Source organism: Amycolatopsis sp. cmx-4-83 (assembly GCF_046548815.1).
Taxonomy (GTDB): Bacteria; Actinomycetota; Actinomycetes; order Mycobacteriales; family Pseudonocardiaceae; genus Amycolatopsis; species Amycolatopsis pretoriensis_A.
The window spans coordinates 726,943-751,301 of sequence record NZ_JAEBEF010000003.1 but is presented as its reverse complement, the minus strand read 5'-3'; the positions used below and the strand labels follow the sequence as shown (position 1 = coordinate 751,301).

Sequence of the window (24,359 nt, the reverse complement as noted above, 5' to 3'; positions counted from 1 at the left end):
GCCTCCGGGCGGTGACGTGGTTCCTAGACAGCTCCACTTCACATCCGGAGGCCTTCACCTGTCTGCACGACAGGCCGTCACCGGGTCACCTCAGCTCGGGACAACGTCCCTGAACATCACAGCTAGCGGAACGGGTCGGGCGTGGTGTCCTGGCCGAACAGCTTGCCGTGGCTCTCGCCGACGTGGACGTGGTAGCCCTTCTTGCCCACGTTGACCGTGATGTGCGGCCGCGGGTCGGCGCCGCCGGCCGCGCCGCCGAGGCCGCCCTTGTAAATGCCCGCGGTCTGCTGCCAGCCTTTCTCCTGCATCTGCCGCAGCAGTTCCTGGGCCCGGCGCGCCTCCTCGCCGCGGCCCTTGGCGAGGTTCTCCAGCATCCCGACGAACCGCTTGTCGTTGATCCGCGTGACCGGGACGTTGGCGTTGCCGTTGAAGACCGGCTGCCCCTTCTTGCCCCAGTTGGTGACGTTGGTGTTCAGGGTCGGGTTGTTCGCTTTGCCGCCCTTGCACTTGCCGCCCGCCAGCCCGGCCGGGTCCAGCCAGCCGGTCGGGTTCGCCACGTAACCGTGCTGGTTGAGCCCGCCGCCGAGGCCGAGCGGGTCGGGCGAGAGGTAGCGGCCGGTCTCCGGTTCGTAGTAGCGGTGCAGGTTGTAGCGCAGGCCGGTCTCGGCGTCGAAGTACTGACCCGGGAAGCGCAACGGCATCCCGTCCCCACCGGACTGCCCGGCGCCCCACAACGACCGGCCGTCCTCGTCCACCAGCTCGGCCGGGCTGCCGACGACGTCGGCGACGACCGCGTGGAACTGCTCTTCGCCGGCGGAGCTGACCAGGCGGGCGACCGGTTCGACCTCGCCCGGCAGCCACTCCCAGACCGTCGTCGAATCCTTCACGGGCGCAACCAACCCGAAGCTGACAGCAGCCGACGGACCGCACCCGGCGCCCCCGGGGATCAGGTCCGCCCGGACACCGAGCGTGCCCGAGTGCGCCCCCGGGGGCGGGGTGCGTCAGATCCCGCAGGAGGACGCCGACCAGAAGCGGGTCGAGCGGTGCGCCACGTGGGTGTGGTCGCTGTGGCCCGGGTAGCCCGGGCCGAGGATCTCGCTGAAGCCGTGGTTGCGAGCCTGCTGCGCCAAGGCGCAGAAGCCCTGCGCGCCCGCACCGAGGTCGACCGCGTCACCGTAGAGGTGGCGGCTCGCCGCCGCGCCGCCGACCGCGTTGTTGCAGGCCACGCTGCGGAAGCCGCCGTTGACGACGATCGGGCGGTCGCCCATGGCGTGCCGCATCGCCTGCAGCTTCCACATCGAGACGAGGGCGTTGGCCTTCGCCGTCGCCGCGGGCACGTTGCCGCCCGACCAGGTCGAGTTGCACCGGTTCAGTTCGGCGTAGGTGAAGTTGACCGGCGTGCAGTCGTCGTCCTGCAGCTGGTAGATCTTCGCGAACGTCGCCGGTCCGGCGATGCCGTCCGCGCCGAGCCCGTACGCCTGCTGGAACCGCGTGACCGCGGCTTTCGTCCCCGGACCGAACTGGCCGTCGAGGGCGAGGACGCCGCCGTAGCCCGGGTAGCCGGAGACCCGGATCTGCAGTTGCCGGACGTCGTCGCCGGACGCTTCTTGCGCGAGCGTGCGTCCCCAGGAATAGCAGGCGTCGGCCGCCTGGGCCGGAGCGGCGGAAACCGGAGTGGCCACGAAGACGGCCGCCAGGGCGAGGATGGGCAGGAGGAACCGAACGCGCATGGCAGGAACACCTTTCGGGCGAGGGAGGTGAGAGCCGAGACCTCGCAGCTGGTCTGCGATTCACTGCCCAGCACGGTAATGCGGCGGCGAGCACCGCGCTGTGGGGTGTTCGCACCACACGCGGGTGATCGCGGCCCGGCAGCCGACGGCGAACCGGATCGCTGGACCGCCTGCCCGACCTGCATCTCGTGTTCCGACGTGAGGGCCGTCCGTGACGAACACGGGCGAAACGAACACCTCCGGCCGGCGCGAAATGATTTCCGGCTCTTCCGAAGTCGACCGGACTCGCGACCGCACGCCCAATACACCTCGGGCAGGCGAATACCCGGCCGAAATGAATTCCCGGTCAGCTCTCCAGCGCGACCGCGGTCAAGGTGAGGTGCCGGACGAGCAGCTCGGCCGCGGTCTCGGCGTCGCGGTTCAGGGCCGCTTCTTCCAGGCCGCGGTGCTCGCCGAGGGCGTCGCGGTCCGGCGCGCGGCGGGCGGACCAGCGGCGGGCCAGCTCGCTCGCGGCCCACATCCGGTCGAAGGTCTCGAGCAGGGCGGCGTTGCCGCACCCCTCCAGCAGGGTGCGGTGGAAGGCCCGGTGGGCTTCGGACCAGGCACCGCTGTAGTGCTCGCCCTCGCCCGGCGCGTACGGCTCCGTGCGGGCCAGGCGGTGGTGCGCGGCCCGCACGCGGGCCTCCCAATCCACGTCGCCGCGTTCGATGGACAGGCGCAGCACGACCGGCTCGACGGTCCGGCGCGCCTCGGTGATCTCCTGCCAGCGCCGGTCGGAAACCGCCGGAACGGCGAAGCCGCGGTTCGGCAGCCGGTCGGCCAGGCCCTCGCCGACCACCCGCACGAGCGCCTCGCGCACGACGGCCAGGCTCACGCCCTGGTCCCGGGCGAGGTCCTGGGGCTTGAGCGCCTCGCCGGGGGCGTAGTCCCCGCGCATGATCGCGTCCCGCAGGTGCGCGTAGACCTGCTCCGACAGCATCTGACCCATGCCCGCAGTGTAGATGTTGCCGACGATAATCGATTATCTGTGCTATCGTCGATGATGTCCCCACTCGGAAGGAACCTCGGATGACCCTCAACGACCCGTTCGCCCGGCTCCCCGAAGCCGCCGCCTTCTCCGTCACCAGCACCACCGTCGCCGACGGTGCCGCCTGGCCGTGCGCGCAGTTCTCCTCAGGCGTCCCCGGCGGCCAGGACCTCTCGCCGCAGCTGTCCTGGAGCGGCGCACCGGAAGGCACGAAGAGCTACGCCGTCACCGTCTACGACCCCGACGCCCCCACCGGCTCCGGCTTCTGGCACTGGGCGGTCGCCGACATCCCCGCCGCCGTGACGGAGCTGCCCGAGGGTGCCGGCGACGACATCGGCGCCGGCTTGCCGGAGGGCGCGTTCCAGCTGCCCAACGACGCCCGCGTGCCGCGCTACCTGGGTGCCGCACCGCCCGCCGGGCACGGACCGCACCGCTACTTCGTCGTGGTGCACGCCCTCGACGTCGACTCGATCGGTGTCCCGGCCGACGCCACCCCGGCCGTCCTCGGCTTCACCGTGGCGGGCCACATCCTCGGCCGCGCGGTCCTGACCGCCACCGCCGAAACACCCGCCTGAGCCGTTTGCCGAATGCAAATTGCATTTTCAACGCCGGTCGTGTCGTCGTGAAAATAAATGCCGGACAAAGTACTTGCGCAGGCGAACTGTTCACCGGAACCAACACTTACGAAAATTGCTCCGAACGGTCGTACTCATCCCCGTCGCGGACACATACGGTCACATGCCTGCGCAATCACCCACTGGAGGGTCTTTTTCATGACGATCGACCTCGCGCTGAAAGAAGCGATGAACATTCCCGGCGCCGTCGGCGCCACCCTCGTCGACTACGACAGCGGAATGTCCCTCGGTTCGCTCGGTGGCGGCGACTGGCTCGACCTGGACATCGCGGCGGCGGGCAACACCGAGGTCGTCCGCGCGAAACTGCGGGTGATGGCTTCCCTCGGGCTCGACGACAGCATCGAAGACATCCTCATCACGCTGCACCGCCAGTACCACGTGATCCGGCCCCTGACGGCCCGGGGCAACTCCACGTTGTTCCTCTACCTCGTCCTGGACCGTGAACGGGCGAACCTCGCGCTCGCCCGCCACAGCCTCAAGCGCATCGAAGCCAGCCTGTCCGTATGAGAGCTGCCGACACCCATCACCAGCACACCCCGGCACCGCTGCCGGTCCGCACCCCGCCGGCCGCCGACAGCGGCCCGGCACCGGAGCCGGCGGCCCGAACCCCACCCCCGGACGCGGCCCGCACGCTCGCGGCCCTGCGCCGGATCCGCGACCAGGTCGACCAGGTGGCCGGCCTGCTGGTCGCCACCCACGACGGCCTGGTGCTGGCCGACGACACCACCGGCGTCGAGGCCGACAGCGTCGCCGCCATGTCGGCGGCGGCCGCGGGCCTCGCGGCGCAGTTCACCGCCCAGGCCCGGATCGGCGACGCCCGCTGCGCGATGTTCGAAGGCAGTTCCGGGTACGTCTGCGTGTTCCCCGTCGAGGGCTCGCTCCTGCTCGTCGTGTTCGGCGAGCCGGACATCACCATGGGGCTGTTCACCCTCGCCGCCAAGCAAGCGCTGACGCTGCTGCGGCAAACCACCCCGACACCGGCGATCTGGCCTCCCGCGGAGTGACGGCGGGGGTGGGGAGGCGCCTCTCCCCACCCCGCCGGGGTCCGTTCGCCGCACCTCGGCCGATGTAACACGTGATACATTTCTTCTCGTGACGGATCCGCCGTGTCAGTGGCAGGTACTGGTGGTGAAGGTGCCGGCGGCACCTTCGCGGCACCGGGTCGCGGTGTGGCGGGAGCTGCGCCGGATCGGGGCGCTGTCGCTCGGGCAGGGCACGTGGGCCGTGCCGGACGTGACCGCGTTCGCCGCGGGCGTCCGCCGCGTGGTCGAGCTCGCCGAGCGCGGCGAGGGCGAGGTCGTGGTGCTCGACGCGGCCGGGCGCAGCGAGCGCGACGGCACGCGGCTGGAGCAGCTGTTCACCGCCGAGCGCGAGGACGAGTGGCGGGAGTTCCTGGCCGACTGCGGCAAGTTCGACGCCGAGATCGACAAGGAGATCCGCGTCGGAAAGTTCACCATGGCCGAGCTGGAAGAGGAGGAACAGAGCCTCGAGCGGCTCCGGCGGTGGTACCGGGACCTGAAGGTCCGCGACGTCTTCGGCGCGCCGTCGGCCGCGCCGGCCGAGCTGCGGCTCAAGCACTGCGCCGACCGGCTCGCCGAGTACACCGAGCTCGTCTTCCAAGCCCTGCACCAGATGTGAGCCGACCCCGTGGCTGAGCCGACCACCGCACCCCGGAACGCCTCGACCGCGTTGCGGCCGCTGTACGCCGCGGGGTTCGTGACGGCGTTCGGTGCGCACAGCATCGCCGCGAGCCTCGGCGCCTACACCGGTGGCGAGCACGCTTCCCTGCTGACGCTGGGGTTGCTGCTGGCCGTCTACGACGGTGCCGAGGTGGTCCTCAAGCCGGTGTTCGGCTCGCTGGCCGACCGGATCGGGCCCCGCCCGGTGCTGCTGGGCGGGCTGCTCGCGTTCGCCGCCGCGTCGGCCGCGTTCGTCCTCGCCGGGAACCCGGCCGCGGTCGGACTGGCCCGGCTCGGCCAGGGCGCGGCCGCCGCCGCGTTCTCCCCCGCCGCCGGTGCGCTCGTCGCCCGCTTGTCCCCGGCCAAGCGGCAAGGCCGGGCCTTCGGCGGGTACGGCGCGTGGAAGAGCGTCGGCTACACCGCCGGCCCGCTGCTCGGCGGCGTCCTGATCACCCTCGGTGGGTTCTCGTTGCTGTTCGGGACTCTCGCCGTCCTCGCCCTGGCCGTCACCGGCTGGGCGGCACTGAGCGTGCCGGCCGCTCCCCCGCTGCCGCGCGCCCGCCAGACCGTGCTGGACCTGGCCCGCCGGCTCGGGGCGCCTTCGTTCCTCCGGCCGACCGCGACACTCGCGGCCACGACCGCGGCGCTGGCGGCCGGCGTGGGCTTCTTGCCGGTCACGGGTGCCGCCGCCGGGCTGACCCCGCTGCTCACCGGCACCGCCGTGTCGCTGCTGGCGCTGTGCTCGGCGCTGGTGCAGCCGTGGGCGGGCCGCGCCCGGGACGCGGGACGACTGCGTGACGGCGTCGGCATGGCCACCGGCCTCACCGCGGCCGCGGCCGGGATGGCTGTGGCCGCGGTGGTTCCCGGCGTCGCCGGGGTGCTGGTGGCGGCGGTGGCCGTCGGCGCCGGCGTGGGCGTGGCGACGCCGCTCGGCTTCGCGCACCTGGCCGCGCGCACGCCCCCCGAGCGGCTCGGCCAGACCATGGGCGCCGCCGAGGTCGGCCGCGAACTCGGCGACGCCGGCGGCCCGCTCCTGGTGGGCGCGATCGCCACCGCGGTCACCCTGGACGCCGGTTTCTTCGGCCTCGCCGCGATCCTGCTCCTCGCCGGCTTGGCCGTGGTGGGCGCACGAACGAACTGACCGGGCCGGCCGGACGTCAGCGAGATCTCCGTCGACTTGACCAACGCACCTGCTGTTCGCCGGCCCGGAGTTCGTCCGCGCGGACGTGGTCCGCGAACGCTTCGACGGCTTCCGCGCGGCGTTCACCGACGCCGAGGCCGCGTGGGACGAGGGGTTCGCCTGCGGGCAGTCGTTGCCGGCCCGGCACCCGGGCGCGACGGCCGTGTTCGCCACGGCGGACATCCTGGCGGTCGGCATCATGGAGGGCCTGGCGGCGACGGGGACTTCCGTTCCCGGCGACGTGTCGGCCGTCGGCTTCGACGACCTGGAGTTCAGCAGGTACGTGACCCCGAAGCTCACCACGGTGACCCAGGACATCGGCCGCAAGGGAGCCACGGCGGTGGCCATGCTGGTGGCGGCGATCGAGCAGCAGACCCGACCCCGCCGCCCGGTCACCTTGGACGTGAGCCTGACGGTCCGAGACTCGACCGCACCGCCGAGGACCGCCTAGGCCGTCGGGTCGGGGCCCAGCGCGCGGCCCAGCAGATCGCCCAGCTGGTCGAGCTCCTCGGGCGAGAACTCCCGGAACGACGCCTCGGCCACGGCGTCCACGAGCTCCTGCCCCTCGGCCCGCAACCGCGCACCCTCCGCCGTGAGCCGGTGCCGCACCGCCCGCCCGGGCCCCGGGACGCGCTCGATCAAGCCGCGCTCCGCCATCCGCGTGGCCAGCGAGCCGAACGACTGGTCGGTCTGGAAGGTCAGCACCGCCAGGTCGTGCAGTGACGCGTCCGGCCGGGCGTGCAGGTGGCGGAGCGTGTCCCACTGCACCAGCGAGAGCCCCAGCGGCGCCAATGCCCGGCTCAACGCGCGGTGGTGGCGGTACTGCAGGCGCTTGACGGCCAGGGAGACGTCACCGGGTCGGTACTTCATGCGCTCACCCTAATTCAGCCGAGGCCAGCTTGCTTATCTAAGGAACCTTATATAAGCTTCCTTAGGTAGCCCAGACCAAGGAGAACCATGACGCTCCCCGCCGCCGGTTCGCTCCGGCCCGCCCGCACCGAAACCCACGCGCTCGACCTGGGCGAAGTGACCCTCCAGGATCGTGACCGCACCCGTCCGTACCTGCTGCTGCACGGCGGTGGCGGCGTCGCGACGATGACCGGCTTCGCCGATCTGCTCGCCGAACGCACCCACTCCCGCGTGCTGCTGCCCACCCACCCCGGTTTCGGCGGCACCCCCAAGGCCGACGGCCTCACCGACGTCACCGCGCTGGCCCGGCTGTACGTCTCGCTGCTCGACGAGCTCGGCCTCACCGACGTCACGGTGATCGGCAACTCCTTCGGCGGCTGGCTGGCCGTCGAAATCGCCCTGCTGAAGAGCCCCCGGGTCAGTGGGGCAGTGATCATCGACGCGATCGGCATCGAGGTCGAGGGCCACCCGCTGACCGACATCAGCGGTCTCGCCCCGGCGGAGATCCGGGCGCATTCCTTCCACGACCCGAGCAAGGCCCCGGTGCCGACGAGCGGCGGTGGCACCGGACCGAGCCCCGACGTGCGCGCGCTGGTCGGGTACGCCGGCCCGGCGATGACGGACCCGGCGCTCGCCGCGCGGCTCGGGGAGATCGAGCTCCCCGTGCACGTCATCTGGGGCGAAAGCGACGGCATCGTCGACCCCGAGTACGGGAAGGCCTACGCCGCGGCGATCCCGATGTCGGTGTTCACCCTGCTCCCCCGCACCGGCCACCTGCCGCAGGTCGAGACGCCGGAAGAACTGCTCGGCGCGCTGCTCGACCTCGGCAACCACTGACCACCCACCTCGCAAGGAGAACCACCATGAGCACCCCGTTGCGTGTGACCCGGATCGGGCACGCCTGCCAGCTGATCGAATTCGGCGGCATCCGCGTGCTGACCGACCCGTGGTTCACCCAGACCGCGACCTACTACCAGGGCGAACCGGTCGCCTCGACCGTCGAGGCGCTGGGCCGCGTCGACGCCGTGGTGGTCAGCCACGAGCACTACGACCACTGCGACCTCGACGGACTGGTCGCCGGTGGCTTCGACCTCGCCACCCCGCTGGTCGGGCCCGGCACCGTCGCGGCGATCGCGCGGGACAAGGGTTTCCGCGACGTCCGCACCGTCGAGGCGTGGGAAGCCGCGACGGTCGGCGACCTGACCGTGACGGCGACGCCCGGCAAGCACGGCGTCCACGAAGTCACGTTCGTCCTCCAAGCGGGCGGCCGCACGGTCTTCTTCGGCGGCGACTCGCTGCGCGTGCCGGAGCTGGACACGATCCCGGACCGGTTCGGCCCCGTCGACCTGGCGATCCTGCCGACGAACGGCCTGTGCATCCGCCCCATGAACCTGCAGCAGGTGGTCATGGACGCCGAGGAGGCGGCCGGGCTGACGGCCGCGCTGAAGCCGGCCGTGGCCGTCCCGCACCACTACTCCTTCCACAGCGGCCGGCTGGGCGACCGGATGATCACCAAGGGCGACCGGGACCCGCGGCACTACGCCGACGCCGTCGCGCGGATCGCCCCGGAGGTCGACGTCCGCCTGGCCCTGCCCGGCACCCCGGTCGTGGTCCCGTGACCACCGGCGACCGGCGGTTCATGCCCGAGGTCGCCACCGGCCTCCCGCCCGGCGAACGGCCGATGGTGGCCGTCGTCCGGGCGATCCGGGGGCACGAGGACGACCTCGCCGCCGCGATCACGACGCTCACCGCGGCGGTGCGGCGCGAGCCCGGCTGCCGGGAGTTCCGGTCCTACCGCGACGCCGCGGACCCCGGCACGTTCCACCTCTACGAGATCTACGCCGACACCGACGCCTTCCGGACCCACCTCGCGACCGCCCACGTGGCACGGTTCTTCACCGAGCTGGCCCGCCACAGCACGGCCGACGCCGGTGCGTTGACCCAGCTCGTCGAGCTGCCCGCACCTTGATTTCGCGGCCGCGCGAGATTTTTTCGCGGAGCATGTCGAGAACCGGCCGGCGGCTCCGACTGTGGGGCAGCGGCGGCCGAACCGGGCCGCCCCCACGAGAGGTGCGAACGATGACCAAGGTGACCGCCCAGATGTCGGTGTCCCTCGACGGCTTCTACACCGGACCGCGCGACCCGCGGGATCCCGGCGACATGAGCGGCTGGATGGGCGGGCCGGAAGCGCCCGGCTTCTTCCGCGTCACCCGCTGGGCCGTCGACGCCATGGCCTGGCGGGAGCGGCAGGGCTTCGCCGGCGGCGAGCAGTCGGTCGACTCCGAAATCGTCGCGGAGACCTTCGCCGCGGCCGGTGCCTACGTCATGGGACGGCGCATGTTCGACGCCGGCGAAGTCCCCTGGGGCGAAGAGCCGCCGTTCCAGGCGCCGGTCTTCGTCGTCACCCACCGGCCGCGGGAGGTGCTCGAACGCCGGGGCGGGACGTCCTTCACCTTCGTCACCGACGGGTTCGAGCGGGCCGTAGAGCTGGCCAAGGCCGCCGCCGGCGCCAAGGACGTGGCGGTCGCCGGTGGCGGGGAGCTCCTGCGGCAGGTGCTCGCCGCCGGGCTGCTCGACCAGCTCGAGCTGCACATCGCCCCCGTGCTGCTGGGCGACGGCCAGCGCCTGTTCGACGCCGGGCTCGGGCTCGGGCTCGGGGCGGACGACGGCATCGAGCTGGTCCCGGCCCGGGTCGTCGACGCGCCCGGCGTGACGCACATCCGCTATACCGTCGCCGGGCGGTCGAAACTGGTGCTGGACGACCGCGGTGCCGGCGGCGAACTCGTCGGGCCGGGCCGGGGCTGAGAGGAGCGAGCGATGAAGTTCATGCTGCTGATCTACGGCAACGAGGAAGCCTTCACCTCGGTGGGCGCGGAGACGCTCGCGGAGCTCATCCGCGAGACCGACGCCCTCAACCAGGAGCTGTTCGAGTCGGGTGAGCTGATCGGCGCGTACGGCGTCGCCGACGAGGTGAACACCAAGATGGTCCGGGTCACCGGCGGGACACCGGTGGTGACCGACGGCCCCTACGCCGAGGCCAAAGAGTTCCTGGGCAGCTTCTCGATCATCGACTGCGACAACCTGGACCGGGCGCTCGAGATCGCGGCGCGCAGCCCGTCGGCGCGCTACTGGGGTGTCGAGGTCCGGCCGCTCATGCACGAGGCGAACGTCGAACCGTGACCGGCTGGCAGGCCGTCCGGCGGCTGGTCCCGGAGGTGCTCGGGGTGCTGGTGCGCCGCTACGGCCTCTTCGACGCGTGCGAGGACGCCGTCCAGGAGGCGCTGGTGGCGGCCAGCACCCAGTGGCCGGTCGAGGGGTGGCCGGAGAACCCCCGGGCCTGGCTGGTGACGGTGGCGTCGCGGCGCCTCGCCGACCAGGTGCGCAGCGACGCCGCCCGCCGCCGCCGGGAGGAGGCCGACGCGATCCGCACGCCGGCCCCGCCCGACGGCGGCGAGGCGTACCCCGACGACACCCTCACGCTGCTGTTCCTGTGCTGCCACCCGGCGCTGACGCCGCCGTCGCAGATCGCGCTGACCCTGCGGGCCGTCGGCGGCCTGTCGACCGCCGAGATCGCCCGCGCGTTCCTCGTGCCCGAGGCGACCATGGCGCAGCGCATCAGCCGGGCGAAGCAGCGCATCAAGGCCGCCGGGGCGGTTTTCGCGCTGCCGCCGCCGGCCGAGCAGGCGGCGCGGCTCGGTGTCGTGCTCCACGTCGTCTACCTCGTCTTCAACGAGGGCTACACGGCGACGTCGGGAACGCGGCTGGTGCGGGCCGAGCTGACGGCCGAAGCCATCCGGCTGGCCCGCGAGCTGCACCGGCTGGTCCCCGGCGACGGCGAGGTGGCCGGGCTGCTGGCGCTGTTGCTGCTGACCGACGCCCGCCGCGAAGCCCGCACGGCCGCGGACGGATCGCTGGTGCCGCTGAGCGAACAGGACCGGACGCGCTGGGACGCCGTCGCCATCGCCGAGGGCGTGGCGCTGGTGACCGGCGCCCTGGCGGAGGGCCCGGTCGGCCCGTACCAGCTGCAAGCCGCCATCGCCGCCGTCCACGACGAGGCCGCGACCGCCGGCGACACGGATTGGCGGCAGATCCTGGCCCTGTACACGGTTCTGGAGCACGTGGCACCCAACCCGACGGTGACGCTCAACCGGGCGGTGGCGGTGGCCGAGGTGCACGGACCGGCGGCCGGGCTGGCCCTGCTCGACGCCCTTTCGGCCGACGAGCGCCTCGGCGCCTCCCACCACCTCGTGTCCGTCCGGGCCCACCTGCTGGAGCTGGCCGGCGACCCCGGCGCGGCGCGCGCCGGTTACCAGGAAGCGGCCCGGCGCACCACCAGCGAGCCCGAGCGGCGCCACCTGCTGACCCGCGCCGCCCGGCTGGGGTGAGCGCAGCCGTACAAAGTGGACATTCCGGCACGGCTACAGCTTGCGGGGCCGGGGAATCGCGTCCCGCCCCAGCTTCGGCAGCCCTTCGTCCAAGGTGGACCGCAGCGCGAGGTCGAAGGCGTGCTCCAACCGCGCCGCGTGCACCCGGACCACGTCGTCGTCGGCCGCCAGCCGCGCGTCCGCCAAGCTGCGGCTGACGTTCGCGATGCGACGACGGGAGGCCGCCTGGAGCGCAGCCCGTTCTTCCATTCCGGCAATCCTTAGGTCAACAGCGAAAGACAGGTTCCCCCCTGGCCGACGGGAGTGCCACCTCCCGGGCCCGGCGACTCTAGCACTGCGCACCGGAGCGCCGAGCAGGCACCTCGCGCCCGGAAATCCCTGCCGTGCAAGCGAAACGACGCGCCACCGGGCCGGTGTCGACCGCATCCCCCGCCCGGGGGAACGCGGTCTCAGCGGCCGGCGATCCGGTGCAGCAGGTCGTGTGCCGCGGGCAGCGTGTCGGGCAGGCGGTGCACCCGGACCTCCGGGTGCGCCGCGGTGACCAGCTGTGGATCACCGCGCAGCCGATCGGCGATCTGGCGGCGCGCGCTCGTGATCCGGTGCGCCACCGCGGTTTCCCGGTCGGCGAGGACGACGGCGGTCGAGCAGCCGAGCGAAGCGGTGGTTTCCCCGCTGTCGAAGACGCGGCGGAGGACGTCGGCGACCAGGACCATCGCCATCGGGCGGGACCAGCCGTCCACCATGGACAGATCGACGCTGACCGCGAGCAGCACGGGCCACTCCCCCGCGCCGGGGTCGATCCGCGTGACGCGCCGGTAGACCTCCCCCAGCCGCACCCGCAGGTAGCCTTCCGTCGCCAGGCCGCTGAACGACTCGGTCGCCCCGCGGTCGGGCACGTCGCCGGTGAGATCGGCCCAGCCCACCGCGACGGCGCGGAGCATGGCGAACGGCGCCGCGTGCGGATCGGCGGAGACCAGCCCGTCGGCGTCCGAGTCGCGGTCCAGCACGGCGTGCAACGCGGCGACGTCGTACAACGTCTCGTCCAGCCCCGCGCCGGTCCACGCGCGCGAGCGGCCCAGGTTCCGCAGCGCGCCGGCCAGGTCCCCGCGGAAGAGCGCCGCGCCGCACACCGCGTCCACCTCGGGGACCGCCCAGTCGCTGGGGAACCGCCAGCCGCTGGTGATGCTCGCGATCCGCCAGCGGGCGCGGAGATTCCTGACGGCTCCGTCGATCTCGTCGACGTGGTCTCGATCGGCCACTGCGCACGCCTTCCCGCTGGTCTCGGGAATTCGACGGCGCCGGTCGCCGCCCGTGACGCAATGAGCGCGAAAGATCCGCCGGATGAGGTAACCCGCGCGGGGTGAGGTCAGCTTCGGACCGGTGGAGTGGTCATTCCTCGACGCTGAACCACCCGGTCGAGTGGCGGCCCCGCTCGCCCGGGTCGCTGTCCCCTTCGACCGGGGCGACGTCGGCCGTCGCCGGCGCGGTGTCCACCCACCGCAGGCCGACCTCGGCGACGATCGAGTCGAAGATGGGCGTGGCCGGCAACGGCACCGCGCTCGAGTCGGTGGTTTCCGCTTGGCTCATCGGAGTTCCTGTCGCGCGGGGAAAGACACCTCTAAGAGCTCTTCGCAGCCGGCTCGCCGGCAGGACGCGCACGCGGCGACGTGCGCCGCGACCGTCGTGGCGCAGCCGTCGTGCCGCCCACCGCGCAGCCAGATCTCCAGCTGGCGCAGGGCTTCCTGGCAAGCGGGCGTCCGGGGTACGGGGAGTTGCCGGGCTTCGCGGTAGGCCTGCCGCAGCCCCGCGCGGGCGCGGCCGGCCAGCTCGGCGACGCCGTCCGGCGAGAGGCCCATGACCGGCGCCAGGTCGGCCGGGGTGCGGCCTTCGGCCACGATGCTCCACAGCACGACCCGCCAGCGCACCGGCAGCGTGGGGAAAGCGGACCGGACCAGGTCGCCGGGCCGGGCTCCGGCCGCGCCTGCCGGCTCGGCCCGTTCCCGGCTCCAGCGAGCGGCGAGGTCGCGCATCGTCGCGACCGCGTACGGGTGGAGGTGGTCCTTCGGCCCGCCGCCGGCGCGGATCACGGCCAGGACGCCCGTGAACGCCTGGGCCACCAGTTCGTCCCGGTCCGCGGGCGGTCTGCCCCAGCCTGCCGCGACCCGGCGCAACGCCCCCGCGTGGCGCCGGAAGAGCCGGTCGCCCGCGCCGGGCTTCCCGGCGCGGAAGTCGGCGAGCAACTGCCGATCCGGCGGCAGGTCCTCGTGGCCGGCCTCGCCCATCGCACACTCCGATTCAGCCATTCGGCACTCTCGGTAATTCGATGGCGCACAAAGTAACAGTTACAACGGCGTAGCCCCTAACTGCGGCCCGGTACGCTCCCCGAAGTGAGGTCTTCCCGAGCGGGCGACGGTCGCGCGGCGCGCTGGACCGGGCAGCGCGAACGCCGGCGCCGCGAGTTCGTCGAGGCCGCACTGCGGGCGATCGAGGAACACGGCCCGTACGTGTCGGCGGCCCACATCGCCGAGGCCGCCGGCGTGGCCCGCCCGCAGCTGTACCGCCAGTTCGACGACGCGGCCGACCTGACGCGGGCCGTCGCCGACCGGGCCGCCGAGGAGATCACCGCTTCGCTGCAACCGGTGTGGGAACCCCAGGGCAGCGCCAGGGAAATGATCGCGGCCGCGGTCGACGCCCACACCGGCTGGCTGGCCGACCACGGAAACCTGTACCGCTACCTGATCCTGCACGCCCAGACCGGGCGCCGCGAGGGCGAAGACGCCATCGCCGACGTCAAGACCGTGATCGCGCGCCAGCTCAGCCAGGTGTTCGACTACTACCTGACGATGTTCCAGCTCGACACGCGCATCGCCGGCGTCCTGTCCTTCGGCGTCGTCGGTCTCGTCGATTCCTGCACCGCGCAGTGGCTCGAAGCCCCGGAAGGCATCACGAAGACGCAGCTCGCGGAGCTGCTCACCCGCTGGATCTGGCACATCCTCGACGACTCGCTCCGCGCGGCGGGCATCGAGGTCGACCCGAACCTGCCGCTGCCCCCACCGCCGCCGCGGCACCCCCCGTCGGCGCACCCCGCGGACTGAGCGACGCCGGTGTCCGCATGCGGACAATGGCCGCATTCGCTCATGCGCTGCCACCGGAACCCCTCATAAGCTCTGCCGCGTCGAGCCGCCTTTCCCGGGGCCGCGGCCGACGCCAATCTTCCTTTCTACGAGGGGTTTTCCCATGTTCCGAACCAGAGTTCGCGCCGCTGCGCTGGCGTTCCTCGTGCTGGTGAGCGGTCTCACCACGGCCGCGGTGACCGCCGCTCCCGCCTCCGCCGCCGCGTCGTGCGCCGGTGGGGTGTCGGTCTACGGCGTCCTGCCCGACGGCCGCCTCAGCTACACCACGATCGACCCGGACAACGGCAACACCACGCACGTCGTCGTCTCCTCGAAAGCGCTCGGGTTCACCGCGAAAGCGTTGGCCACGCTCAACTTCAACACGCTGCTCGTGACCTCGACGACCGGTGTCCTCTACCGCGTCGACGTCGTCACCAACAGCGGCAGCCTCACCTTCAACGACCCGATCGACCTCCAGCACGGCTGGACCCACAACCTGCTGTCCTACGACGGTCACGGGCACCTCTACGGCACGACCTCCGCCGGTTCTTTGCTGCAGTACCTCGTTTCCGCGCCCAAGCCCGGCGTGAACCAGATCGGGCAGCGCCGTGAGATCGGCAGCGGCGGCTTCGCGCTCAAGACGCTTTCGGCGGCCGGGGACGACCGGCTCATCGCGACCGCGTCCGACGGGCAACTGATCAGCTACGCCGTTTCGCCGACCGGCACCACCTACACCCGCGGGCAGCTCGACGACGCCGGCTGGCAGAGCTTCGAAAACCTCGTCTCCCCCGGCGGCGGCCTGTACTACGGCAAGAACCCCGACGGCGCCATGTACTGGTACGAGGACGACGACCCCACCGACGGGTCCGGCACGGACATCGCCTACCACCTGAACGACCCGGTCGCCTCGCGCGGCTGGACGCAGTACCTGCTCTCGGCCGACCCGGCCGGCTGCACCAGCAGCACCCCGGTCAATCCGCTGCGCTCGAAGATCGCCTCGCTCGCCACCGGTGAGGTCGGCACCACCGAAGCGAACTGCGACAAGTACAACGACGGCTGCAACCACGGCGCGAACGACTGGTGCGCGATGTTCGCCACCTGGACGTGGGCGGCGGCCGGCGTCGCGGACGTACCGCGCGGCACGTGGGTGGCCCGCGGCCTCGGCTCGTGGGGTGTCGACCACGGCCTGTTCAAGTCGCGGACCGGCAGCTCGCACGGCAGCCCGAAGATCGGTGACTGGGTCATCTACGGCCCGCCGAACGGCACCACGGGCGGGCACGTCGACGTGATCACCGCGGTGCACCCCGACGGCACGCTCACCGTCGTCGGCGGCAACGTCAGCGACAAGGTGACGCGCCGGGTGATCGACCCCGACACCGCGCGTTCCGGCCTGCAAGAGCAGCTGATCTCCGGCTACGTCTCCCCGCCCGGCGCCTGACCTTCCCCCTTCACCGGCGGTGCCGCGGCCTCGGCCGCGGCACCGCCCCACCGACCCTGGAGTTCCGATGCGCCTCAGCACGAGAGCGATCGCGGCGGGCCTCGCCGCACTGTCCATCCTGACCGCGGGCGCCACCGCCGCGAGCGCCACCACCGAGTCCGACGCCATGGCCGTCCGGATGCAGCAGCTGGCGGCCTACGCGACGGCGGCCTGCGTCACCGGCGGCCCGACCGCCGCCGACACCGCGTCGGCCACCCGGCTCAACAGCGTCCTGACCGGCGCGCTGAAAGGCCACATGACGCCGTACCGGGTGTCCTGCGCCCGTGCGGTCATCGACGCCGTGCAGGCACGCGGGCTGGACGAGCGCGCCGCCGTCATCGCGATCACCACCACGATCGTCGAATCACTGGTCGAGAACATCAGCGAGAAGGTCGACCACAGCAGCCTCGGCCTGTTCCAGCAGCTCGACTCCTGGGGCACCGAGTCGCAGCGGCTCAACCCGGCCTGGGCCACCAACGCGTTCCTCGACGTGATGGAAGGCTTCTACCCGAACGGCAGCTGGCGCACGGCCGCGATCGGCGACGTCTGCCAGCGGGTCCAGCGCTCCGCCTTCCCCGACCGCTACCAGCCGCAGGCCGCGGACGCGCAGCGCATCGTCGACGAGCTGAGCAGCCCGGCCGCGACCACGGTGTCGGTCTACGGCGCGCTGTCCGACGGGCGGCTGACCTACAGCACCATCAACTCCCAGACCGGCGACCGCACCAAGACCCTCGTCTCGAGCGACAACCTCGGGTTCACGCCCAAGGCGCTGGCCACGCTGAACTTCAACACCGTGCTCGCGACCTCGCCGGCCGGCGTGCTCTACCGCGTCGACGTCATCACGAACAACAACTCGCTGCAGCTCGGCACGCCCGTCGCGCTCGGCAGCGGCTGGACGCACGACATGCTGACCTACGACGGCCACGGCCACCTCTACGGCATCGCCGGCAGCACCCTGATGTCCTACGTGGTTTCCCGGCCCAAGCCCGCGAGCAACCAGATCGGCCAGCGGGCCGTGATCGGCACCGGGTTCACCATGCGCACCATCGCCGCCACCGGCGACGACTGGCTCATCGGCATCAGCACGACCGGCGTCCTGCGCTCGTACCACATCGCGGCCGACAACACCTGGACCGGCACGACGCTGGCGGACCGCTGGAGCACGTTCGACCAGATCGTGTCCCCGGGCTACGGCCTGTACTACGGCCAGACCCGCGACGGCGCGCTGTACCGCTACCACGACCACAACCCGTTCGACTTCGACGGCTCGGACATCCAGGGGTTCGGCACCGACCCGGTCGACACGAAGGGCTGGACGCAGACGCTGCTGTCGGCCCAGCCGTTCGGCGCCTAGCCGAGCGCTTCCGGCATGGCAGACGAACCGGCACCACGCTGGTGGGGCGAGACGGGCGGCGCCCGTCCCGCCCCGCCGGGCTGGTGGCCCGAACCGGACAACCTGCACTGGGTGGGGAGCCCGGAGCCGGCGGAGGAGCCACCGACCGGCCACCGTCCGCACCCGCCGCGCCCCGCGTGACCGGATCCGGACAGTGGCCGGACTTGCTCTCCCGGCGTAAGACATCGCCGCCTAACTTGTCACGTAGCAGAGAGATCGCTTTCGCGGGGAGGACGACATGATCAAGAGAATGGTGACCGGAGTGGTCGCGGCGGCGCTGACGGTGCTGGCGTTCGGTGCGGTGGTGGCGCCGGAGGCGTCCGCGACGGGCAAGCCGCAGCCGAAGTGCGTGTGGATCTGGACCGAGGGCGAATCGTGGTGCCACTTGAGCTGAACCGCCGTTCGCCCGGGGTGCGCCGCCCGGCAGGACAGCCGGTGCCTCGCGACCGAGGTTCGTCGACCGCGGCCCAGGCGACCTGCGACGCTAGTCGAGCCAGCCCAGCCGGGTGGCCGCGTGGACCGCGGCCACCCGGTTGTCCGCTTGGAGGGCGTCGAGCAGGCCCTGGACGTGGCGGCGGACCGTCCGCTCGCTCACGTCGAGGTGCCGCGCGATCGCGCCGTCGGTCATGCCGGTCGCCAGCAGGTCGAGCACCTTGGCCTGGGTCGGCGTCAGGCCGTGGCGCTGCTGGCCGTCGCCGAGGGGGACGGCCTGGGTCCACACCAGCTCGAACAGCATCCGCAGGCCGGCGACGATGGTCGGGCTGCGGACGAACACCGCGCCCGCCATGCCGCTGGGGTCGAGCGGCAGCAGCGCCGAGTGCTGGTCGGCGATCACCATCTTCATCGGCAGCTCGGACGCCACCCGCATGGTCCAGCCCGCGGCGATGCTGGCCTCGACGACACCCTTCGCGCCCTCGAACTCCAGCGCGGCGCGCTCGTAGACGTTGCGCAGCCGGACACCGCGTTCGGTCACGGCGTCGGGCAGGGCCATCGCCGTGTTCGCGTCCGGTTTGCGCTTGAAGTGGCGCGTGGTGAAGGTGAGGAACTCCTCCTTCGCCGACAGGCACAGCTCGAGTGACAGCGCCCCGATCCGCTGCGGGTCGGACAGCACCTCGACGGCCGCGTCGCTGCCGCCGCCGTACGTCGCCCGGTAGACGGTCTGGAGCAGGTCCAGCTGCTGGCGCGCCGCGACGATCTGGCGTTGCTGCTCGACCAGCCGCTGCTGCGCGCCGAGGATCGCGTGGTCGACCGCGCGAACCGGTTCCATCGGCGCCAGCACCGGGTCGTCGCGGTAGTCGCGCCGCACGAAGCCGCGGTCGAGCAGCTCCTGCATCTCGGGGCTCGCGGCCCGCGGATCGTCCAGCGCCACCGGCCCGGACCGCACCATGGCGTCGTACAACGCTCCCGCATCGGCCGAGAGCAGCCCTTCCAGCATTCCCACACCCCCCGGTGCTCACCGCGGCCCATGCTAGTCCACTTCGGTCCCCCGTCCGAGCGACGATGAATGCCCAGCCGAACTGTCACGCGAACGGGCGCGCCGACATCTGGTGGTCGTCCCTTCTCCTCCGCCAGGAAGGACCGCCGTCGTCCGCATCACGATCTTCGGGGCCGACGGGCCGACCGGACGCCTGCTTCCTCTTCAACCGGGTCCATCGTGTGACCGAGCGCGCTCCACGACCGGCCATCGCCCGCCTGCAACCCCACGCTGCCCCAGTGGATCCGCCACGACATGACATGAGGTGCGCGGGGATCAGCGGCGCTGGTGCGGGTAGTCCGGCGCGCGGTTCTGGAAGGACAGGATCGCGGGGTTGCGGATCGTGCCGTCCTGGATCTCCACGGCCCGCCGGACGGTCTCGTGCTCGTCCCATGTGGACTGTCCGGAAAGGACGGCTCGCAGGTGCGGCAGCAGGGCTTCGCTGATCTCCCACGTGGCCGAGTTCCACAGGTAGGACGGGCTGTGGTCGACGCCGTAGTACGTGACACCGTCGCCGATCGGGAAGGTCGGGTGGGTGAACGTCGTGGGCTTGGCCCAGCTGAAGCCCATGCCCTCGTCGCAGGAGACGTCGACGATGAGGCTCCCGGGCGCGAACGCGGCGAGGTCGTCCTCGATCAGGAACGTCAGCGGCGCGGCGGTGTCCTGCAGGACGCAGTTGACGACGACGTCGTGCTCGGCGAGGAACCCGGCCAGCGGGACCCGCCCGTGGTCGGTCAGCGCGTGGCTGCGGCGCAGATCGCCCGGGCTGTTCGCGTCGTGGTCGATGTGGACCATCGTCGCGGAGTGGATCGGCGAGCCGACCGCGCTGAGGCCGCGGGCGGTGAGGACGTCGACGTCGTGGATTCCGTGGGCGTTCAGCGCCGTCACCGACCCGCGCGCGGTCGCGCCGAAGCCGATCACCACCGCCCGCAGGCGGCGGCCGTAGTCGCCGGTCGACCCGGCCAGCTGCAGCGCGTGCAGGACCGAGCAGTAGCCGGCCAGTTCGTTGTTCTTGTGGAAGACGTGCAGGCCGAACGAGCCGTCGCGGCGCCAGTGGTTCATCGCTTCGAAGGCGATGACGGTCAGCCGCCGGTCGACGGCCAGCTGGGTCAGCTCGACGTCCTGCACGCAGTGCGGCCAGCCCCACAGGACCTGGCCGGGGCGCAGTTCGGCGACGTCTTCGCGCAGCGGCTTGGCCAGCAGGACGACGTCGCACTCGGCGATGATCTGCTCCCGCGTGCGCAGCCCCGCGACGGTGGCCGCCAGCCGGTCGTCGGGTACGCCGAAGGGTTCGCCGTAGCCGTGTTCGAGGTAGAGGGATTTCCGGAGATCGGGGTCGATCCGGTCGAGGTGGTGCGGGTGGATCGGCAACCGCCGTTCGTTCTCTTTCCGTGAACGCGCGACGACGCCGAGACTGAGCTGGTGCACGGTGGCCCCTTTGCTAGAAGCCAGTCTTAACACACTCCGCGAGGACGTCGTGTACGTTGGGTGGTGCCCGAGGGCATTCCCCGAGACCGCACCGCAGGTCCGGGACGGCCGCCGCGGGCACCCACGAAAGGATCCCCTGATCACTGCTTCCACAGTGGACAGTTCGCTGTTCAGCCACCCCGTCACCGAAGAGCCCCGCCCCGAAGCGCGCACCGCGCCCCAGGACGACCGGTACGGGAACCTCTTCCGCCAGCCGGAGTACACCCCGGAACCCGTCGAACCGCGCCGGGCTCGCTAGCCCGGCAAAGCGCGAGCCAAGCCGAACGCGGCGACCAGCGCCGGGTCGTGGAACTCGACCACGCGCGAAATCCCGCCGCTCGTCGGCGCCAGCACCACGATGCCGTGCGCCCGGTGCACCCCCGCGGGGTCGCGGCGGTAGACCGCGGCGGCCGGCTGGCCGTTGGCGGTCGTGGCGCTCATCCGCCAGTCGCCCGGTGCGCCCAGCACGTGGGTACCGAGTACCCGCAGACAGCTGACCCGCCCGGCGTACCAGTCGCGGAACGGGGTCGCCTCCAGCGTGGCGTCCACGCGCAGCACTTGTTCCAGCAGGCCGACGTCGCTGCGTTCGAACGCGGTGACGTAGCCCTCCAGCAGTGCGCGCGCCCGCCGGTCGGTCGGTTCGAGCAGGTCCTCGGGCGGTGCCGCCAGTTCGTCCAGCCGGGCTCGCGCGCGCTGCAGGCCGCTCTTCACCGCCGCCGTGGTGGTGCCGAGGATCCGGGCCGTTTCGGGCGCGGTGAACGCGAGCACTTCACGCAGGATCAGGATCGCGCGCTGGCGTGCGGGCAGGTGCTGCAGGCTGACGACGAGCGCGAGCCGCAGGGATTCGCGCCCGGCCGCCACTGCCGCCGGGTCGGCGACCAGGTACTCCGCCAGCGGTTCCAGCCAGGAGACTTCGCCCGGCGGGACCTGCGCCGGCGGGCGGGTGGGGCCGTCGTAGGGGTCGCTCAAGCCCGAGGGCAGCACCCGGTTCCGGCGCGGCTCCAGCGCGGTCAGGCAGACGTTGGTCGCGATCGCGTAGAGCCACGACCGGATCGACGCCCGGCCCTCGAAGCCGCCGCGGGACCGCCACGCCCGCAGGTAGGTCTCCTGCACCAGGTCCTCGGCGTCGTGCGCCGAGCCGGTCATGCGGTAGCAGTGCGCCAGCAGCTCCCGGCGGAAACGCGCGGTTTCGGCGGTGAACCGCTCCTCGTCCCGCCCGGTCGACGTCCTCACCCGGCTCACGGCACCAGGGCGAGCTTGCCGACGGTCGCCCGGGCCTCGAGGTCCGCGAGCGCGTCCGGGCCGTCGGCCAGTGCGTAGGTGGTGGGCCGCCCGGGGGTGAGGACGCCGGATTCGACGAGCGTCACCACCTCGTCCACGACCTCCGCGAAGATCCGGGGCGCGGCCTGGCTCAGCGTGCCGATGTTGAGGCCGATGACGTGCACGGGGTACCGGTACACCAGGTCCCAGTTGGTGAGCACGGCTTCGCCGCCCGCCAGACCGTAGACGACCACCCGGCCGGTGACCGGCTTCGCCGCGGCCAGGCTCGCGGCGAACGTGGCTCCGCCCGCCGATTCCAGCACCAGGTCGGCACCGCCGGTCAGGCGCCGCACCTCGGCGGCGAGATCGCCCGCCCGGGAGTCCAGGACGTGGTCGGCTCCCAGCGCCAGCACGGTCTCGTGCTTGCCCGGCGACGCGGAGGCGACGACGGTCGCGCCGAGGTGCTTGGCCACGATCACCGCGGCTTGGCCGGTGGCGCCGGCCGCGGCGTGGACGAGGACGGTCTCGCCGGCCGCGACCCGCCCGAGCGGCTTGAGCGCGGCGATCGCGGTCGGCCAGTTCACGACCAGGCCCAGCGCCTGTCCGGCGCTCCAGCCGGCCGGCACCGGCAGCGCCGCCGCCGCGGGCAGGACCATGTACTCGGCGAAGGCCCCGGCTCCGACCCCGGCGACGCACGTTCCGGGCGGCGGGCCGGTCACCGCCTCCCCCAGCGCCACGACCTCGCCCGCCGCCTCGAAGCCCGCCGCGTAGGGCGGCCGCGGACCGTCCCGGAAGGTGCCGCGGGCCTTCGAGAGGTCGGCGAAGTTGACCCCGGCGGCGGCGACCCGGATCAGGACCTCGCCCCGGCCGGGTGCCGGCACCGGGGCGTCGGCGACCAGGTGCAGGTCCTGCGGTCCGTCCAGCGAGGTCTGCAGCAGGGCACGCATGGTGGCGGGAAGACTCACGGCTGTCGCTCTCCTTCTCGGACGGCCACTCCGGCGGGCCGCACCGTCGAGAGGAAGACTCCGGCGAGCGGGAAAGGGAATCGATCGCCTGGTCAGCGCGGGCCGACTGAGCGCCGCCGGACCACCGCACGGCCGGCCATCCCCACCACGAACACCGCCACTCCTGCGCAGACCGACACCCACGCGAGGTCGCGACGAGCAGCAAGCACCCGATCGCCTGCTCAGCCAGGGTCGGCTGAGCGCCGCCGGACCACCAACCGATCGACCACCCCACCACGCCCGCGCAGACCGACACCCACGCAACGTCGCCACGAGCAGCACGCACCCGATCGCCTGCTCAGCCAGGATCGGCTGAGCGCCGCCGGACCACCAACCGATCGACCACCCCACCACGCCCGCGCAGACCGACACCCACGGCAACGTCGCGACGAGCAGCACGCACCCGATCGCCTGCTCAGCCAGGATCCGCCAGACGTCGCCGGACCACCGCACGGCCGGCCACCCCCACCACGAACACCGCCACCCCCGCACAGACCGACACCCACGGCAACGTGGCCACGAGCAGCACGCAGCCGAGCAGGCCCACGACGTTCAGCCACCGCGGCCACCGCCGGTTCGCCGGCTCCTGCGTGAACGCCGACGCGTTGGCGACCGCGTAGTAGACCAGGACGCCGAACGAGCTGAAGCCGATCACCCCGCGCAGGTCCACCGTCAGCACGAGCGCCGACACGATCGCGGCCAGCGCGAGTTCGGCGTGGTGCGGTACCCGGTACTTCGGGTGAACCGCCGCCAGCCAGGTGGGCAGGTCGCGCTCGCGGGCCATCGCCAGGCCGGTGCGGCCGATGCCGGCGATCAGGGCGAGCAGTGCGCCGAGGGCGGCCAGTGCGCCGCCGACGCGGACCGCGGGGGTCAGTGCCCCGGCTCCGGCGCCGTCGAGGGCGGCGACGAGCGGGGCGGCCGCGTTCGCCAGGCCGTCCGGCCCCGCGGCGAGCAGGGCCGCGACCGCCACGACGAGGTAGACCACCACCGCCAGGGCCAGCGCGATCGGGATCGCGCGGGGGATGGTCCGCCGCGGGTCGCGGACCTCCTCCCCCAGCGTCGCGATCCGCGCGTACCCGGCGAACGCGAAGAACAGCAGGCCGGCGGACTGGAGGATCCCGTAGAAGCCGCCCGACGCCAGCGACGAGAAGCCGCCGAGGTTCGCCGTCGTGGCGCCGCCGCCGGCCGCGATCCCGGCCACCACCACCGCCAGCGCGAGCAGGCTGGTGCCGACCAGGATCCGGGTCAGCGCCACGGTCTTGGTGATCCCGCGGTAGTTCAGCGCGGCCAGGCCGAGCACCCCCGCGACGGCGACCAGCCGTTGCACCCAGACCGGGCCGGGCACCGCGTAGGTGGCGAAGGTCAGCGCCATCGCCGCGCACGACGCGGTCTTGCCGACCACGAACCCCCAGCCGGCGGTGAACCCCCACCACGGCCCGAGGCGTTCGCGCCCGTAGACGTACGTCCCGCCGGACACCGGGTACTGCGCGGCGAGCTGGGCCGACGCGACCGCGTTGCAGTACGCGATCACCGCGGCCAGCGCCAAGCCCACCAGCAGGCCCGTGCCCGCCGCCTTCGCGGCCGGCCCGAACGCGGCGAAGATCCCCGCCCCGATCATCGACCCGA

Annotated in this window: 30 protein-coding genes; 17 read left to right on the top strand and 13 right to left on the bottom strand. The window is 72.6% G+C overall.

Annotated features, from left to right (window positions below; translation table 11 throughout):
* Positions 1–122: 122 nt before the first annotated feature.
* The 3 genes from ACLJQM_RS12905 to ACLJQM_RS12895 all read right to left on the bottom strand — a co-directional run bounded on the left by ACLJQM_RS12905 (position 123) and on the right by ACLJQM_RS12895 (position 2,709).
* The gene (locus ACLJQM_RS12905; RefSeq protein WP_410631360.1) at positions 123–887 is read right to left on the bottom strand and encodes an RHS repeat-associated core domain-containing protein; all 765 of its coding nucleotides are present in this window, start codon (positions 885–887) and stop codon (positions 123–125) included.
* Positions 888–1,001: 114 nt separating this feature from the next.
* The gene (locus ACLJQM_RS12900) at positions 1,002–1,730 is read right to left on the bottom strand and encodes a D-Ala-D-Ala carboxypeptidase family metallohydrolase (RefSeq protein WP_410631359.1); all 729 of its coding nucleotides are present in this window, start codon (positions 1,728–1,730) and stop codon (positions 1,002–1,004) included.
* Positions 1,731–2,076: 346 nt separating this feature from the next.
* The gene (locus ACLJQM_RS12895; protein WP_410631380.1) at positions 2,077–2,709 is read right to left on the bottom strand and encodes a GntR family transcriptional regulator; all 633 of its coding nucleotides are present in this window, start codon (positions 2,707–2,709) and stop codon (positions 2,077–2,079) included.
* A gap of 89 nt (positions 2,710–2,798) precedes the next feature.
* Between ACLJQM_RS12895 and ACLJQM_RS12890 the strand changes: the two genes are divergently transcribed.
* The 6 genes from ACLJQM_RS12890 (at position 2,799) to ACLJQM_RS12865 (ending at position 6,702) form a co-directional block, all read left to right on the top strand.
* Positions 2,799–3,332, top strand: a complete 534-nt coding sequence (locus tag ACLJQM_RS12890) for a YbhB/YbcL family Raf kinase inhibitor-like protein (protein WP_410631358.1) — start codon at positions 2,799–2,801, stop codon at positions 3,330–3,332.
* 198 nt (positions 3,333–3,530) lie between these two features.
* Positions 3,531–3,899 (top strand): hypothetical protein, encoded by a 369-nt coding sequence (locus tag ACLJQM_RS12885; protein ID WP_247022624.1) that lies wholly within the window; start codon positions 3,531–3,533, stop codon positions 3,897–3,899.
* Positions 3,896–4,396: a roadblock/LC7 domain-containing protein gene (locus ACLJQM_RS12880; protein WP_410631357.1), complete on the top strand. Its 501-nt coding sequence runs from the start codon at positions 3,896–3,898 to the stop codon at positions 4,394–4,396. The genes ACLJQM_RS12885 and ACLJQM_RS12880 overlap by 4 nt, the downstream gene beginning before the upstream one ends.
* Before the next feature lie 88 nt (positions 4,397–4,484).
* Positions 4,485–5,030, top strand: a complete 546-nt coding sequence (locus ACLJQM_RS12875) for a Chromate resistance protein ChrB (protein WP_410631356.1) — start codon at positions 4,485–4,487, stop codon at positions 5,028–5,030.
* Between the two features lie 9 nt (positions 5,031–5,039).
* Entirely contained in the window at positions 5,040–6,212 is a 1,173-nt protein-coding gene (locus ACLJQM_RS12870; protein ID WP_410631355.1) for an MFS transporter, read from the top strand.
* A gap of 85 nt (positions 6,213–6,297) precedes the next feature.
* Positions 6,298–6,702, top strand: a complete 405-nt coding sequence (locus tag ACLJQM_RS12865) for a substrate-binding domain-containing protein (protein ID WP_410631354.1) — start codon at positions 6,298–6,300, stop codon at positions 6,700–6,702.
* Here ACLJQM_RS12865 and ACLJQM_RS12860 read toward each other — a convergent pair.
* Positions 6,699–7,121, bottom strand: a complete 423-nt coding sequence (locus tag ACLJQM_RS12860; RefSeq protein WP_360776657.1) for a MarR family winged helix-turn-helix transcriptional regulator — start codon at positions 7,119–7,121, stop codon at positions 6,699–6,701. The two genes, ACLJQM_RS12865 and ACLJQM_RS12860, sit on opposite strands and share 4 nt — an antisense overlap.
* Before the next feature lie 87 nt (positions 7,122–7,208).
* On the opposite strand from ACLJQM_RS12860, the gene ACLJQM_RS12855 reads away from it, so the two are divergent.
* The 6 genes from ACLJQM_RS12855 to ACLJQM_RS12830 all read left to right on the top strand — a co-directional run bounded on the left by ACLJQM_RS12855 (position 7,209) and on the right by ACLJQM_RS12830 (position 11,545).
* The gene (locus ACLJQM_RS12855) at positions 7,209–7,997 is read left to right on the top strand and encodes an alpha/beta fold hydrolase (protein WP_410631353.1); all 789 of its coding nucleotides are present in this window, start codon (positions 7,209–7,211) and stop codon (positions 7,995–7,997) included.
* Positions 7,998–8,023: 26 nt separating this feature from the next.
* Positions 8,024–8,779: an MBL fold metallo-hydrolase gene (locus ACLJQM_RS12850; RefSeq protein ID WP_410631352.1), complete on the top strand. Its 756-nt coding sequence runs from the start codon at positions 8,024–8,026 to the stop codon at positions 8,777–8,779.
* Positions 8,776–9,129: a putative quinol monooxygenase gene (locus ACLJQM_RS12845; RefSeq protein ID WP_410631351.1), complete on the top strand. Its 354-nt coding sequence runs from the start codon at positions 8,776–8,778 to the stop codon at positions 9,127–9,129. The genes ACLJQM_RS12850 and ACLJQM_RS12845 overlap by 4 nt, the downstream gene beginning before the upstream one ends.
* 110 nt (positions 9,130–9,239) lie before the next feature.
* Positions 9,240–9,965, top strand: a complete 726-nt coding sequence (locus ACLJQM_RS12840; protein ID WP_410631350.1) for a dihydrofolate reductase family protein — start codon at positions 9,240–9,242, stop codon at positions 9,963–9,965.
* 12 nt (positions 9,966–9,977) lie between these two features.
* Positions 9,978–10,340 carry a YciI family protein gene (locus ACLJQM_RS12835; RefSeq protein WP_247022612.1) on the top strand — a complete coding sequence of 121 codons (363 nt, stop codon included), beginning with the start codon at positions 9,978–9,980 and terminating at the stop codon, positions 10,338–10,340.
* The gene (locus tag ACLJQM_RS12830) at positions 10,337–11,545 is read left to right on the top strand and encodes an RNA polymerase sigma factor (RefSeq protein ID WP_410631349.1); all 1,209 of its coding nucleotides are present in this window, start codon (positions 10,337–10,339) and stop codon (positions 11,543–11,545) included. The genes ACLJQM_RS12835 and ACLJQM_RS12830 overlap by 4 nt, the downstream gene beginning before the upstream one ends.
* A gap of 33 nt (positions 11,546–11,578) precedes the next feature.
* Here the strand turns inward: ACLJQM_RS12830 and ACLJQM_RS12825 are convergent, their stop codons facing one another.
* The 4 genes from ACLJQM_RS12825 to ACLJQM_RS12810 all read right to left on the bottom strand — a co-directional run bounded on the left by ACLJQM_RS12825 (position 11,579) and on the right by ACLJQM_RS12810 (position 13,827).
* Positions 11,579–11,794: a hypothetical protein gene (locus ACLJQM_RS12825; RefSeq protein WP_247022608.1), complete on the bottom strand. Its 216-nt coding sequence runs from the start codon at positions 11,792–11,794 to the stop codon at positions 11,579–11,581.
* A gap of 200 nt (positions 11,795–11,994) precedes the next feature.
* Positions 11,995–12,804: a GGDEF domain-containing protein gene (locus ACLJQM_RS12820; RefSeq protein WP_410631348.1), complete on the bottom strand. Its 810-nt coding sequence runs from the start codon at positions 12,802–12,804 to the stop codon at positions 11,995–11,997.
* Between the two features lie 130 nt (positions 12,805–12,934).
* Positions 12,935–13,132 (bottom strand): hypothetical protein, encoded by a 198-nt coding sequence (locus ACLJQM_RS12815; protein ID WP_360776645.1) that lies wholly within the window; start codon positions 13,130–13,132, stop codon positions 12,935–12,937.
* Entirely contained in the window at positions 13,129–13,827 is a 699-nt protein-coding gene (locus tag ACLJQM_RS12810) for an RNA polymerase sigma factor (RefSeq protein ID WP_410631347.1), read from the bottom strand. Before ACLJQM_RS12810 ends, ACLJQM_RS12815 begins: the two co-directional genes overlap by 4 nt.
* 105 nt (positions 13,828–13,932) lie before the next feature.
* Here ACLJQM_RS12810 and ACLJQM_RS12805 point away from each other — a divergent pair, with 105 nt between their 5' ends.
* The 4 genes from ACLJQM_RS12805 to ACLJQM_RS12790 all read left to right on the top strand — a co-directional run bounded on the left by ACLJQM_RS12805 (position 13,933) and on the right by ACLJQM_RS12790 (position 17,922).
* Entirely contained in the window at positions 13,933–14,640 is a 708-nt protein-coding gene (locus ACLJQM_RS12805; RefSeq protein WP_410631346.1) for a TetR/AcrR family transcriptional regulator, read from the top strand.
* Between the two features lie 142 nt (positions 14,641–14,782).
* A complete protein-coding gene (locus tag ACLJQM_RS12800) occupies positions 14,783–16,096 on the top strand; it encodes a tachylectin-related carbohydrate-binding protein (protein WP_410631345.1) in 1,314 nt (437 codons plus the stop codon).
* A 67-nt stretch (positions 16,097–16,163) separates the two neighbouring features.
* The gene (locus tag ACLJQM_RS12795; protein WP_360776637.1) at positions 16,164–17,489 is read left to right on the top strand and encodes a tachylectin-related carbohydrate-binding protein; all 1,326 of its coding nucleotides are present in this window, start codon (positions 16,164–16,166) and stop codon (positions 17,487–17,489) included.
* A gap of 277 nt (positions 17,490–17,766) precedes the next feature.
* Positions 17,767–17,922 carry a hypothetical protein gene (locus tag ACLJQM_RS12790; RefSeq protein ID WP_410631344.1) on the top strand — a complete coding sequence of 52 codons (156 nt, stop codon included), beginning with the start codon at positions 17,767–17,769 and terminating at the stop codon, positions 17,920–17,922.
* A 90-nt stretch (positions 17,923–18,012) separates the two neighbouring features.
* On the opposite strand, the gene ACLJQM_RS12785 is transcribed toward ACLJQM_RS12790, so the two are convergent.
* Positions 18,013–18,963, bottom strand: coding sequence for a LuxR C-terminal-related transcriptional regulator (locus ACLJQM_RS12785; protein WP_360781490.1), 951 nt, complete (start codon positions 18,961–18,963; stop codon positions 18,013–18,015).
* A gap of 315 nt (positions 18,964–19,278) precedes the next feature.
* Positions 19,279–20,430, bottom strand: coding sequence for a N(5)-(carboxyethyl)ornithine synthase (locus ACLJQM_RS12780; RefSeq protein ID WP_360781492.1), 1,152 nt, complete (start codon positions 20,428–20,430; stop codon positions 19,279–19,281).
* Positions 20,431–20,584: 154 nt separating this feature from the next.
* Between ACLJQM_RS12780 and ACLJQM_RS12775 the strand changes: the two genes are divergently transcribed.
* Positions 20,585–20,728 carry a hypothetical protein gene (locus ACLJQM_RS12775; protein WP_360781493.1) on the top strand — a complete coding sequence of 48 codons (144 nt, stop codon included), beginning with the start codon at positions 20,585–20,587 and terminating at the stop codon, positions 20,726–20,728.
* Here the strand turns inward: ACLJQM_RS12775 and ACLJQM_RS12770 are convergent.
* The 3 genes from ACLJQM_RS12770 to ACLJQM_RS12760 form a co-directional block, all read right to left on the bottom strand.
* Positions 20,725–21,702 carry an RNA polymerase subunit sigma-70 gene (locus tag ACLJQM_RS12770; protein ID WP_410631343.1) on the bottom strand — a complete coding sequence of 326 codons (978 nt, stop codon included), beginning with the start codon at positions 21,700–21,702 and terminating at the stop codon, positions 20,725–20,727. The two genes, ACLJQM_RS12775 and ACLJQM_RS12770, sit on opposite strands and share 4 nt — an antisense overlap.
* A 5-nt stretch (positions 21,703–21,707) precedes the next feature.
* Positions 21,708–22,694 (bottom strand): zinc-binding dehydrogenase, encoded by a 987-nt coding sequence (locus tag ACLJQM_RS12765; protein ID WP_410631342.1) that lies wholly within the window; start codon positions 22,692–22,694, stop codon positions 21,708–21,710.
* A 454-nt stretch (positions 22,695–23,148) separates the two neighbouring features.
* Positions 23,149–24,351: an APC family permease gene (locus ACLJQM_RS12760; protein ID WP_410631379.1), complete on the bottom strand. Its 1,203-nt coding sequence runs from the start codon at positions 24,349–24,351 to the stop codon at positions 23,149–23,151.
* Positions 24,352–24,359: the final 8 nt, after the last annotated feature.